Consider the following 12490-nt stretch of genomic DNA (forward strand, 5'->3'; position numbering starts at 1 on the left):
TGGGCGCGGTCGATTTTCGATGGATTCTCGCGTAGCGTTAGAATAGCGCCCCTTCTCATGGGAGACGATAATGTCCTGGTTCGTTTATGAAGTGCCCGAATACCACGAAGACGCTGCGCGCATCGAGCCCTTCAGCGACCTGCGTAGCCGTGTGCTGCAAGTCAGTGGCGCGGCCATGGCCGACGAGCTGGAAAGCGTTCGCGAGAACGCCGCGGCGACGGCGGACACGCCGGAGCGCCCGCTGCGTACGCCGGAAAATCCGCATGTCTTTCCGATTCCTTACGCCGACTCCATGATCCTCGTCGGCTTCATCTTCGATTTGAAACGCGAATTCCGGCAACTGGTCGTGTCACCCGTGGAAATGCCCTGGCTGAAAGACGCGTAAAGCGTTGCGTCGGCGGGATCGGGCGGATTGATTGCCGCGAGCCGGCTGTTGGCCGGCCCGTTGAGTCGCGACCCGCTTGTCATGATCGTGGGCTGTGCGGTTCCGGTGCAGGTCTCGCCAATGTCGTACACGCCCTCTTCAGCATGGTGGGCGCCCTTCCGCGCCGAGCAGGTCCGTGGAGACGAACTCAATCCGCGCGATGCTTACTTCTCGAAAGTACCGACGAAGACGAGGTGGCGCGCGCCCAACCCGTTCGTCTTCGAGCGATTGCTTCGACCAGCCGGCACTGTGTCGCGCGAAATAGTTTCCTGAGCGCCCATCATCTTCCTCAACCAATCTCGTTGAAGCGCTGGCTCTCGGTCTCGTTACGAATGGCTAGCGCGGCCGGTCGCGAAGCAGCAGACGCGACCCGACTTCCACGATCGACGTAATCGCCGGCAGCAGTTCCCGGCCCAGCGACGTCAACTCGTATTCCACGGACGGCGGCGACGTCGGCAACACGCTTCGCCGGATCACGCCCCGCTCCTCGAGATCGCGCAGCCTGCCGGTCAGCACCTTCGCGGTGATGGTCGGGTTGTCGCGCCGCAACTCCGAAAACCGACGCGGGCCGTTGCTCAGGCACCAGATCAGTTCGGGCGTCCACAGGCCGCCGATCAACGCCATGCATTTCGACATCGGACAGCCGGGAAGCGGCTCCACCTTCTTTCGCATTCTCAAGCCCATCGTCGTCCCACCGAGGTTTCCATTTGGTTACTTGAAAATGATGGTAACCGATGGATAGGTGGTTTCCAACGGAAACCTTCATCCCTACACTTGGAACCTCACCTACCGATACACGGAGAGAACGAACATGTATGCAATAACGGGAGCATCCGGACAACTCGGGCGCCTTGTGATCGACGCGTTGCTTGAAACCGTGCCGGCCAGCCGGATCGTCGCGGCGGTCAGGGATCCCGCGAAGGCGCGCGACCTCGAGGCGTGCGGCGTGGTGGTGCGCGAGGCCGACTACAAGCGGCCTGAAACGCTCGCCACCGCGTTCGTCGGTGTCGACAAGCTCCTGCTGATCTCGTCGACCGAAGTCGCCGGCCGCTTGCCGTTGCATCGCGCGGTGATCGATGCGGCCGGGCAGGCCGGCGTCTCGTTGCTCTCCTATACGAGCATGCTGCACGCCGACACTTCGCCTGCCCGGCTCGCGATCGAGCATCGGCAGACGGAAGAAGTCATTGCGGCGTCGGGCCTCCCCGCCGTCATCCTTCGCAATGGCTGGTACACCGAGAACCACCTGATGGCCCTTCCAGCGGCGCTCGAGCACGGCGCGTTCATCGGGGCCGCCAAGGCGGGGCGCTTCTCTGCCGCCGCGCGGAAGGACTATGCCGAGGCGGCAGCCGTGGTACTGACGACGGACGGCCACGCAGGAAAGACGTATGAACTCGCGGCCGACGATGCGTTCACGCTGGCGCAGCTGGTCGCGGAGGTTTCGCGGCAGTCCGGCAAGACCGTTGTCTACAACGATCTTGCGCAGGACGCCTATGCGGACGCGCTGACGAGCGCCGGGTTGCCGCCCGAGCTTGCCGGCATCCTGGCCGATGCCGACGTGGCCGCCTCGCGCGGTGCGCTGTTCGACGACGGCGGCGCCCTCGCGCGACTGATCGGTCGACCCACGACGCCGTTGGCGAACGTCGTCGCGACTGCGTTGCGCGGTTAAAGCAGGCAAGCTCCGGGAAGGCGCGGGCCAGCACCGCTCGACGTCGGGCAGTGTGGCCGGCGCCTGCACAGCCGCATCGATCTCGCCGGCTGCCTCGCTGCTCGCGGCCCGTCGGAACCGGCGGATGCGCGCGTTGCGGCGCGGTGCAAATCACGCCGATCGACGACGCGCGCATTGCACGTCCGTTGACGTTCACAGTGGCACGTGGCTCACAACCGGTAAGTTCGCAGCGCATTGTGGACGAACAGTGCTTCGCGCTCATCGTCGCGGACGCCCGCGACGATCTCCGCATAGGCGTGCCAGAGCGCTTGATAGCCGGCATGGAGCCGATCGACCGGGAAATTCGACGCGAACATGCAGCGCGCCGCGCCGAACACGTCGATCGCCTCCAGCACGTACGGGCGGAAACTCTCGACCGACCAACGATGGTCGAACATCGCGAGCCCGGACAGCTTCATCGTCACGTTCGCTCGCCGCGCGAGCCCGCGCAGTCCGTCGCGCCATTCGCGCCAGCCGTGCACGCTGGTCCGGTCGACGAACATGCCCGTATGGTTGACGATCACGGGCGTGTCCGGGTGCGCATCGATGACGGCGAGCGCGGCGCCGACCTGGGCCGGGTACAGCTGCAGGTCGAACGACAAACCGAACTCGCTCAGCATGCCGAAGTTCTCGCGCCAGCGCGGCTCGGCCAGATAGTCCACGTCGACGTAGTTGTACCAAGGGTCCGGATGCCGGTTCAACACTTGCCGGATGCCGCGCACGTTGGGATGCGCCGCCGCGTCGGCGAGCCGGATGCGTGCGTCCGGCGCGAACAGGTCGACGCCGGCGACGATGCCGTCCGGCATCCCGCCGCTCGCCGGCGCCTCGGCAAGCGCCTGCAGCCAGTCGACTTCGCTCGGCGTCGTCCACGCATCGTGGATCGCCTCGACATGCACGACCTTCAGCACGTCGATATCCGCGCCGGCGTCCGCACGCAGGTCCGCGGGCAGGTAGCGGCGAGGCAAATCCGCCACCGCGCCGGAGAATGCCGGCTGAGCGCGATCGAGCCAGCCGTAACTCAGCGCATCGGCGTCCCAGAAATGGACATGGGGATCGACAACCTGCATGTGGGCTCCGTGAGTTCATGCGACACGATGATCCGCTGCAACGGTTCGGCGCACGTCGAGCGCTGCCGATCCGTTGAACGGGCCGACCTCATTCCAGATGAAACATCGGCGCCAGCGCTTTCTCCACAGGACGTCCGTCCGGTCCGGTCGCCATCAGGTCGGCCATGTACGCCCACCAGCGACGCATCACGTCCGTTTCGGCAAGTTGCGCGATCCGATGATCGGCCGGCCGTTTGAGCACGGCGAATAGGTGATGGGTGTCGTCGTCGAGAAAGATCCAGTAGTCCGAGATGCCCGCTGCACGAAGCGCGTCGGCCAGTTCCGGCCAGATCGCATCGTGCCGGCGCCGGTATTCGTCCTGCTTGCCGGGGTGCAGGCGCATCCTGAAGGCGATCGTTTCCATGCCCATGCCTCGCGGGGTCATTGCAGGTTCACGTACATGCCGCCGTCGACGAGCAGCGCGGCGCCATTCACGTAGCGCGCCATGTCGGACGCGAGAAACACGACGCAGTCGGCGACGTCGTCCGGCTCGCCGAGGCGGCCGAGCGGAATCCGGCGCTCGAAGTACTCGGTCTTGCCGGGCGCGGCGAGATCGTCGTCGTTGATCTCGGTGCGGATCGTGCCGGGCAGCACCGAATTGCAGCGAATCCGATGCGGCGCGAGCGCAACCGCGCACGACTGCATCAGCGCATGGACGCCGGCCTTGGTCGGCGTGTAGTGCGTCTGCATGCCGCCGCCGACCAGCGCGCTGATCGAACTCGTCGCGACGATCGCGCCGCCACGCCCTTGCGCGGCCATTTGACGTGCGGCGGCCTGGGTCATGTAGAACGCACCGTGCAGGTTCACTGCCATCGTTCTTTGCAGCAGTTCGGGCGGCAAGTCCAGGAAGCCATGGAACGGGCAGATTCCGGCATTGCTCGCCAGCACGTCGATCCGGCCGAATCGCTCGACCGCGGCCGCGACGAGCGCGCCGGCCGTGTCGGGCTGCGCGACGTCGCCCGGTACGGCCAGCGCGTCGCGCCCCGTCGCGCGGATCGCGTCGACGAGCGCGTCGATCTCGTGATCGGCCTGCGCAGGCAGCAGCGGGTTGGTCCAGTAGTTGACGACGATGTCGGCGCCATGCCGCGCACACGCCAGCGCGATCGCGCGGCCGATCCCGCGCGATCCGCCTGTCACGACGACGATCCTGTCTTCGAGCAACTTCGTCATTGCGCCCTCCTCTCTCGACCATCACGCGTTCGGCAACGGCCGCCGCCATTCGAGCCGGCCGGCCTCACGATGCGAGTGCACGCCTGCGCGCGCTCAGTGTTCGTACGGGCGCTGCATGCGCACGTCCGGATTCAGGCGCACGCCGAAGCCGGGCGTGTCGGGCACCCTCATCCGTCCGCCGACCGGCACCGGCTCGTCGAGCAGCAGCGGATCGAACATCGGCACGACACGATCCGCCTGCGGCGCCATCATCAGGAATTCGGCGAACGGGCTGTTGTGCCGCGTCGCGACGAAGTGGTAGCTGTAGACCGACGAGCCGTGCGGAATCACCAGCACGCCGCGCGCGTCGGCGAGCGCCGAGATCCGGATCAGCTCGGTGAGCCCGCCGCACCAACCCACGTCCGGCTGAATGATGTCGCAGCACTCCATCTCCAGCAGCATCCGGAAGCCCCAGCGGGTCGCCTCGTGCTCGCCGGTCGTGACGAGCATGCCGCGCGGCACGTCGCGGCGCAGCTTCGCGTAGCCCCAATAGTCGTCGGGCGGCAGGCATTCCTCGATCCATTTCAAACCGAGTGCGTGCGCTTCGTGCGCGAGCCGCGTCGCATACGGCACGTCGAGACTCATCCAGCAATCGAGCATCAGCCAGAAACCGGCGCCGACGCGCGAACGCATCTCGGCCAGCGCCTCGAGATTGCGGCGCAGGCCGGCCTCTCCCTCGGCCGGGCCGTGATGCAACGGCAGCTTGCCGCCGATGAAGCCCATCTCCTTCGCGAGATCGGGCCGCGCACCGGTCGCGTAGAACTCGAGCTCGTCGCGCACCTTGCCGCCGAGCAACTGATGCACGGGCTCCCGCCGGACCTTCGCGAGCAGATCCCACAGCGCGAGATCGACGCCGGAAATCGCATTGAGTACGACGCCCTTGCGTCCGTAGTACAGCGTCGCGTAGAACATCTGGTCCCACATCTTCTCGATGTCGGTCACGCGCTGCCCTTCGATGAAGCGCGCGAGATGCCGCTCGACGATGAACGCGCCGATCTCGCCGCCGGTCGTCACCGCAAACCCGACCGTTCCATCGCTGGCCTCGACTTCGATCACGAGCGTGCCGAGCACGTTGATGCCGAACGACTGGCGGCTCTGCCGGTATTCGGGGTAGCGCGACATCGGCGTCGCAATGTGGTCGTCGATCCAGTGACCGGTATCCTGATCGTGATAGTCGGCACCGCCACCACGCACCGTCAGCGCGCGGACCGCGCGTATCGTCGGCATGCTCATTCTTCGGATTCCTTGGTTGGGTTATCGGGTGCGAAGGCCGCCCGTACGCGTCGTGCGCACCGGCTGCGGCGCAAATCGCCACGTCGTGCCGCGAGGCGGCCGCGTCAGCGTGCCCAGCGCAGCACCAATGCGTCGAGGCGTCGCGCAATCTCGATCAGGCCCGCGCGCGTCGCCGGATGCAGCGGCGCGAGCGGGCGGCGCGGCGCGTCCGATGCGATCACGCCGCCCTCCTTCATCAGCGCCTTCGCCGCCAGCAGGCCGGCCTGACGGTTCTCGTAATTGATCAACGGCAGCCATTGCTCATAGCGCGCGACCGCGTCGTCACGCTGCCCGGCCAGATACGCGGCGAGAATCGGCTGCAGCCCGTCCGGGTAGCCGCCGCCGAGGATGCTGCCGGTCGCGCCCGCATCGAGATCGGCGAGCAGCGTGATCGCTTCCTCGCCGTCGAACGGCCCTTCGATCGCATCGCCGCCGAGCGCGATCAGCTCGCGCAGCTTCGCCGCCGATTGCGGCACCTCGATCTTGAAATAGCGCAGATTCGGAATCGTGTGCGCGATGCGCGCCAGAAACGCGGCCGATACCTGCGTGCCGCTCATCGGCGCATCCTGGTACATGATCGGAATCGCGATCGCGTCGGAGAGCTCCGCATAGAACTGCTCGATCGCGGCCTCGCCGCAACGAATCGTCGCGCCGTGGTACGGCGGCATCACCATCACCATCGCCGCACCGGCCGCCTGCGCGGCGCGGCTGCGCGCCGCGCAGATCGTCGGATTGAAATGCGTGGTCGTCACGATCACCGGCACGCGCCCCGCCACGTGCTCGAGGATCGCCGCGATGAGCCGCTCGCGCTCGTCGTCGGTCAACGAAAACTGTTCCGAGTAGTTCGCGAGGATGCACAGGCCGTCCGCTCCGGCGTCGATGATGAAGTCGACGCAGCGCTTCTGGCCCGGCATGTCGATCTCGCCCGACTCGGTGAAGATCGTCGGCGCGACGGAGAACGCGCCCGTATAGCGACGGTGAATCGGCTTGGTCAAGCTCATCTGGAATCCTCTCTTATAATAAGTGATCCGAATTTAATGGTGCATGGGTCGTGCGCCAATACCACGATAAATCACGCGTCACACGCGCCCGTACCGTCCTCGCAGCCCGTCCGTCACGCCGCAATAGATCGCCTTCAGCTTCAGACGCTTGTTGCGCGCATGCAGCAGCACGAACGCGACGTGCTTGAGCGTGATGAGATTGATCAGCAGCATCGCCGGATAGCGCCGCCAGTAGTCGCGGGCGACGAGGATGCAGTTGCGCGCCGCATAGTAGTGGCGCAGCGGACTCTGGTCGAATATCTCGACACGCGGCCAGTGCTGCTGCGCGGACGGGCTGCCGAGTTCGTGGGGCAGCGACACGTCGGCGTTGACGCATACCGGCACGCCGTGCGCTTGCGCGCGCATGCAGTATTCGGCGTCGACGTGGTCGATGAAGAAATCCTCGCGAAAGCGGCCGAGCGCGCGATACGCGTCGAGCGAGATCGCGGTGCCCGACGAGATGATGACCGAGCACGACAGCAGGCCATGCGCGCCGCCGTGGATCGGCGTGATCTGCGCGGACCAGCGGCGCACCGTGAACAACGGCAGGTCACGCTGAAAATTGCGGTTGAAGATCCGCGGCCCGACCAGGAAGCGGCTGTCGCCCACCCGAGCGCAACCGGCCAGCATTCGGTCGAAATAGTCGTCCGGAACGTACGAATCCTGATCGAAGATGAAGAAGACGTCGCAGCCGCGGCCGATCAGGAATTCGACGCCGGCGTTGAACGCCCCGGCGATGCCGCCGCGATTGTGATTCGCGATCACGTCGACGCCGCCTTCGGCAAGCCGTGCGTACAGCGCACGATCGGCGACGGGTGAATTGTCGACCGCGACGACGGCGGGGCTTTTCGCGGGCAAGGTCAGCAAATGCTCGATCTGCGCTGCGGACGGCTTGTACAGCGTGACCAACGTACCGTGTGTCATGACGGCACCTCGTGACGATCAAGTAGCGATGCGCCGCGCCGGTCGATCCGGGCGGCCCGTCCTCCTTTGCACGACTGCTTGTCTCGTCGACCGGCCCGCGCTGCCCCGCTCGCGTGCTGCGCGCGAGCGTCGCAGGCGCCGCGGCCGGTCTGGTTTTATTTTGCGTACAGCTTGACGACGCTTGCCTGGACGACGCGCGTGATCTCCTCCATCCGCCAGCGGATATGCGTGTCGGTCAGCGCCGCGCAACGTGCCGCATCGCGTTCCGCGAGCGCGTCGAGAATCTCGAGATGCTCGGTAAACGCCTCGTTGCGTCGCTGATCGACATCGACCCAGCGCACGTAGTGAATCCGCGCGTTGATTCCTTGCAGCACTCGGCCGATCTCGGCGTTGCCCGACAACGCGGCCAGCTCCAGGTGAAACTCCTCGTCCTTGACGACCAGCTCCGACGACGACATTCGCGCGGCATTCTTCATCACCTGCTTCCAGAAGCGTCGCAGCGCCTTGATGTCGTTGTCCGATGCGCGCTCGCACGCGAGCATCGCCGCGGTCGTCTCGATCGAGCGACGTAATTCGAACAGATCGAACACATCCTTCCCCTCCAGTTCCCGAATGAAGAAACCGCGGTTCGGCACGAACACCAGCAGGTTTTCGGCAACGAGCCGGTTCAGTGCCTCGCGAATCGGCGTACGACTCACGTTGAAGCGCTCGGCGAGCTCCAGTTCGTTGAACCGTTCGCCCGGCCGGATCTCGTACAGCACGGCCATCTGTTTCAACTGCTCGTAAATCTCGTTGACCGTGAGGCCCGTGCGCATCGGCGCCGCGGTCTCCCGGCCAGCCATAACGGAAGTCGACATCTCGTCTCCTGGATCCACCTGTTGTCACCGCGCGTCATTATCCACCGGCAGTTCGCCCGCGCGCGTCTTGTTGCATGCACGAGCCATGCGTCAGCGCATCAGCAAGCTGCCGAAGCCCGGCACGGGATCGTCGACGCCCGCGAGCCGCAGTGCGTGCCACGCGAGCGCGTGATTGCTCGACAATACGGGTTTGCCTGCGCGCGCCTCGATGTCGGCCAGCGCATCGACGATGCGCAGGCTCGTGCACGACACGAACACGGCATCGACGGCCGGATCGGCGGCGAGCGTCAGCACCGCATGCTCGATGGACGCGCGCTCGATGCGGGCGACCTCGTTGTCGTCGCGGTGCTCGAACGAGCCGACCCGCACGATATCGACGCCGCGCGCGCGCAGGTACGCGGCCATCGCATCGTTGATCGTGCGCTCGTACGGCGTCAGCAGCGCGACGCCACGCGCGCCGAGCGCCGTCAGCGCGACGCGCGCCGCGGTAATCGGCGTGGTGCACGCGACGCCGGGCCGTGCCTCGCGGATGCGCTCGAAGACGCGCTCCTCGCCCAGCACCATCGACGCCGACGTGCAGCCGAATGCGACGACGTCGAGCCGCTCGCCCGGCCGGATCAACTCGACCGCGGCGCAGATCCCGCCGTCCATCTGCGCGAGCGTCTCGGCCGTGATCTCGGCCGAATTCGCGATCCGGCTTTCGTAGAACGCGACGCCATCGATCGCGAGCAGACGCCGCCACTCGTATTCGATCGTATGATCGGTCGCCAGCACGACGAGGCCGATCGCCGCGCGCCGCGCGATGCCGGCGTCGAGCGAGAAATCGAAGCGGGCGTAGGCGCCGACGCCCGGATCGGACGCCTCGGAGGGTGACAGAAGTTCGCTCATTGCAGGGTCATCCCGGTAATGTCGATGTCGGGCCGCTTGCCGTGGATCAGATCCGCCACGATCTTCGCGGTGCCGCACGACATGGTCCAGCCCATATGGCCGTGGCCGGTGTTGAAAAACAGGTTGCGGTGCCGGGATGCGCCGATGATCGGCGTGCCCTCCGGCGTCATCGGCCGCAGCCCGGCCCAGTACGACGGCTTCGCGTAGTCCGCGCCGTTCGGGAACAGTGCCTGCGCGGTCGCGAGCATGTGCGCGAAATCGTGCGGCGAATGCGTGGTGTCGTAGCCGCTGAACTCGGCGGTCGCCGTCAGCCGCAGCCGGTCGCCGAAGCGCGCCCATGCGACGAGCTGGTTCTCCTCGACGCCGCCGAGCGCGGGCGGCTCGTGCGTGTCGCCGATCGGCAGCGTGACCGAGTACCCCTTGACCGGATAGATCGGCAGCCGGTAGCCGAGCGCGCGCGCGACGAACGGCGAGTACGCACCGAGTGCGAGCACGTATCGATCGCCGGTCACGCGCCCCTGCGACGTTTCGACATAGTCGATCGCATCGGCGCTCGCGCGCACGCCGTCGATCGACGCGCCGAAGCGGAATTCGACGCCGAGCGCGCGGCAGCGCTCGGCGAGTGCGCGCGTGAAGAGGTGCGCGTCGCCGCTCTCGTCGCTCGGGCAATGGATCGCGCCCGCGATCCCGGCCGCCGCGTGGCGCAGCGCCGGCTCGCGTTCGACGGTGGCCCGCGCATCCAGGATGTCGAGCGGCAGACCGTTGTCGGTCAGAATCCGCATGTTCGCGACGCCCCGCTCGAACGACGCCGGATCGCGATACAGGTACAACAGCCCGCCGCTCGTCCGGTCGTACTCGAGCCGTTCGTCGCGCGTCGCCTGCTGAAGCCGCTGCTGCGCGTAACGACACAGCCGCACCTTGATCGACGTATTGCGTCGCGAGCGCTCGGCCGTGCAGTTCTGCAGGAACAGCGCGCACCAGGCCCACATGCGCCAGTCGGGCGTCCATTTGAGCCGCAGCGCCTGGCCGTCGGCAAACAGCGACTTGAAGAGAATCCTGGGCGCGCGCGGCGATGCCCAGGTATACGAATGGCCCGGCGCGATCAGCCCCGCATTCGCGAAGCTCGTTTCGAGCGCGACGCCGTCGCGACGTTCGATCACCGTCACCTCGTCGCCCGCCTTCGCGAGAAAATACGCAGTGGTCACGCCGACGATGCCGCCGCCGAGCACGATCGTCTTCATCGTCCGGTTCTCCTGTCCTGGTCCTAGCTCGCGGCGATCGCCGCGATCTCGACCGTGTACTGCGGAAACGCGAGCTTCGATTCGACGCACGCGCGCGCCGGCGGCTCGCCCTTCGGCACCCACGCGTCCCACACACTGTTCATCTCGGCGAAGCTGCGATAGTCGGCCAGCCAGATGCTCGCGGACACGATCCGGCGCTTGTCGAGCCCCGCGCTTTCGAGCAACCGGTCGATCTTGTCGAGAATCTGCCGGGTCTGCCCCGCAACGTCGAGCGACGTGTCGTCCGCCACCTGCCCGGCGACGAATGCCAGCCCGCCCGCGACCACCAGCTGGCTCATCCGTTCACCTGCGCCGTATCGCTTGATCTCCACCATCTGACAGCCCTCCAAGGTCGTGTCGAGTTGGGCTGATTTAAGCACTGCAATTCACCTCTGTATACACTTTTTTCAGAAATATTCTCGATTGCGCCAGATTGGCGCGCCCGTGCACCACGACTATCCACGCTCTTTATAGACGTGCATAAATGCATGAAAACAGGGCGATTTTTCTACAGACAACAAGAATTCCACGATTCCTCGCAGCGACTTGAAAATTTATTTGCAAACGATTTTTGATCTGTGATTCTGTCGACACTTCTGTATATCAAACCATGCCGCCAACCGTGCGGCCGACCATGCGACGGGAGAACGAAGATGAAGGCAAGTCAGTGGAGTGTCGGTGTCTGGATCGCGCTCGGTGCACTTGCGTCGGGCGCTGCGCAGGCCGACGTCAGCGTGGGCGCGGTGCTGCCGCTGACCGGCGCGAGTGCGTCCATCGGCGAAGACCAGCGCCGCGGCATCGAACTCGCCGTCGCGCAAATCAATGCGAAAGGCGGGGTGCTGGGCCAGAAGCTCGCCGTGCGCATCGAGGATTCGGGCGGCTCGGCCAATACCGCGCTCGACGCCGCGCGCAAGCTCGCGACCGTCGAACACGTGCCCGTCGTGCTCGGCGAGTTCTCGTCGTCGGTGACGATTCCGGTCGGACAGTTCCTGGTGCGTCAGGGCGACGTGCACATCAACATCGGCTCGTCGAGTCAGCAGGTGCGCAAGATCGGCGCGGGCTCGTTCAGCGTGATCGGGCTGGACGACCTGTCCGCGCGCTTCGCCGCGCAGGACGTATACGCCCGCAAGCTGCGCCGCATCGCGCTGATCGCGCCGAACAACGGCTACGGCCAGGGCATCGCGGGCGAATTCAAGAAGCGTTTCGAGGCGCTCGGCGGCACGGTGGTGTCGACCGTGCTCTACACGGAAGGACAATCGACCTATCGCCGCGAACTGGAGCAGGCATCGCGCGCGCAGCCCGACGCGTATGTCTACAGCGCCTATGGCCAGGAGGCCGCGACGCTGAACCGGCAGGCATTCGAGATGCGGCTCAACCAGCATCCGTGGTACGGCATCTACCTGACGATGTGCACGAGCGACACGCCCGCGCAGATCGCGCAAGGCCAGATCGGCCTCGAAGTCGCCGCGCTCGGCGCGGGCGCGAAAGCGTATGCGAGCGCCTATCAGGCCGCATACAACGAGGCGCCGCGCTCGGCGTTCGGCAGCTATGCGTACGACGCGACGCTGTTGTCCGCCGCGGCGATCGGCCGCGCGCAGTCCGTCGACCCGGCGAAGATTCGCACGGCGCTCGCGGCATTGGGCAAATCGTATACCGGCGTGACCGGTGCGATTGCGTTCGATGCGGACGGCCAGCGGGAAGTCCAGCCGTACGAGAAGGTGGTCTACCGCCAATCGGTCGTCGCGCAGCAGTGAACGACCGCCCCGCCTGGACGAACCCGAGGAC

14 protein-coding genes are annotated in these 12490 nt (G+C 66.1%); 3 read left to right on the forward strand and 11 right to left on the reverse strand.

Annotated features, from left to right (window positions below; translation table 11 throughout):
* Positions 1-70: 70 nt before the first annotated feature.
* The gene (locus WS89_RS25580; RefSeq protein ID WP_059506115.1) at positions 71-385 is read left to right on the forward strand and encodes a hypothetical protein; all 315 of its coding nucleotides are present in this window, start codon (positions 71-73) and stop codon (positions 383-385) included.
* Between the two features lie 375 nt (positions 386-760).
* Here WS89_RS25580 and WS89_RS25585 read toward each other — a convergent pair whose 3' ends face one another.
* Positions 761-1048: a winged helix-turn-helix transcriptional regulator gene (locus WS89_RS25585; protein ID WP_236872845.1), complete on the reverse strand. Its 288-nt coding sequence runs from the start codon at positions 1046-1048 to the stop codon at positions 761-763.
* A gap of 187 nt (positions 1049-1235) precedes the next feature.
* On the opposite strand from WS89_RS25585, the gene WS89_RS25590 reads away from it, so the two are divergent.
* Positions 1236-2090: an SDR family oxidoreductase gene (locus WS89_RS25590; RefSeq protein WP_059794304.1), complete on the forward strand. Its 855-nt coding sequence runs from the start codon at positions 1236-1238 to the stop codon at positions 2088-2090.
* Between the two features lie 209 nt (positions 2091-2299).
* Here WS89_RS25590 and WS89_RS25595 read toward each other — a convergent pair whose 3' ends face one another.
* The 10 genes from WS89_RS25595 to WS89_RS25640 form a co-directional block, all read right to left on the reverse strand.
* Positions 2300-3196: an amidohydrolase family protein gene (locus tag WS89_RS25595; protein WP_059794307.1), complete on the reverse strand. Its 897-nt coding sequence runs from the start codon at positions 3194-3196 to the stop codon at positions 2300-2302.
* 88 nt (positions 3197-3284) lie between these two features.
* Positions 3285-3599: an L-rhamnose mutarotase gene (gene rhaM, locus WS89_RS25600; protein ID WP_034209484.1), complete on the reverse strand. Its 315-nt coding sequence runs from the start codon at positions 3597-3599 to the stop codon at positions 3285-3287.
* 17 nt (positions 3600-3616) lie between these two features.
* The gene (locus WS89_RS25605) at positions 3617-4405 is read right to left on the reverse strand and encodes an SDR family NAD(P)-dependent oxidoreductase (protein WP_059794309.1); all 789 of its coding nucleotides are present in this window, start codon (positions 4403-4405) and stop codon (positions 3617-3619) included.
* Positions 4406-4498: 93 nt separating this feature from the next.
* Complete coding sequence (rhmD, locus tag WS89_RS25610) at positions 4499-5677, reverse strand: L-rhamnonate dehydratase (protein ID WP_059794312.1); 1179 nt, start codon at positions 5675-5677, stop codon at positions 4499-4501.
* A 104-nt stretch (positions 5678-5781) separates the two neighbouring features.
* On the reverse strand, positions 5782-6717 hold the full coding sequence (locus WS89_RS25615; protein ID WP_059794315.1) for a dihydrodipicolinate synthase family protein: 936 nt from the start codon (positions 6715-6717) through the stop codon (positions 5782-5784).
* 78 nt (positions 6718-6795) lie between these two features.
* Positions 6796-7680, reverse strand: coding sequence for a glycosyltransferase family 2 protein (locus WS89_RS25620; protein ID WP_034209155.1), 885 nt, complete (start codon positions 7678-7680; stop codon positions 6796-6798).
* 155 nt (positions 7681-7835) lie between these two features.
* Positions 7836-8537, reverse strand: a complete 702-nt coding sequence (locus WS89_RS25625; RefSeq protein WP_059506129.1) for a GntR family transcriptional regulator — start codon at positions 8535-8537, stop codon at positions 7836-7838.
* Positions 8538-8627: 90 nt separating this feature from the next.
* On the reverse strand, positions 8628-9425 hold the full coding sequence (locus WS89_RS25630; protein ID WP_059794318.1) for a maleate cis-trans isomerase family protein: 798 nt from the start codon (positions 9423-9425) through the stop codon (positions 8628-8630).
* Positions 9422-10666 carry a D-amino acid dehydrogenase gene (locus WS89_RS25635; protein ID WP_059506133.1) on the reverse strand — a complete coding sequence of 415 codons (1245 nt, stop codon included), beginning with the start codon at positions 10664-10666 and terminating at the stop codon, positions 9422-9424. The genes WS89_RS25630 and WS89_RS25635 overlap by 4 nt, the downstream gene beginning before the upstream one ends.
* Positions 10667-10689: 23 nt before the next feature.
* Positions 10690-11040 (reverse strand): RidA family protein, encoded by a 351-nt coding sequence (locus tag WS89_RS25640; RefSeq protein ID WP_059794321.1) that lies wholly within the window; start codon positions 11038-11040, stop codon positions 10690-10692.
* Between the two features lie 318 nt (positions 11041-11358).
* On the opposite strand from WS89_RS25640, the gene WS89_RS25645 reads away from it, so the two are divergent.
* Entirely contained in the window at positions 11359-12459 is a 1101-nt protein-coding gene (locus tag WS89_RS25645; RefSeq protein WP_059794324.1) for an ABC transporter substrate-binding protein, read from the forward strand.
* The last annotated feature ends 31 nt before the right edge of the window (positions 12460-12490 follow it).

The organism is Burkholderia sp. MSMB1072 (assembly GCF_001524725.1).
Taxonomy (GTDB): domain Bacteria; phylum Pseudomonadota; class Gammaproteobacteria; order Burkholderiales; family Burkholderiaceae; genus Burkholderia.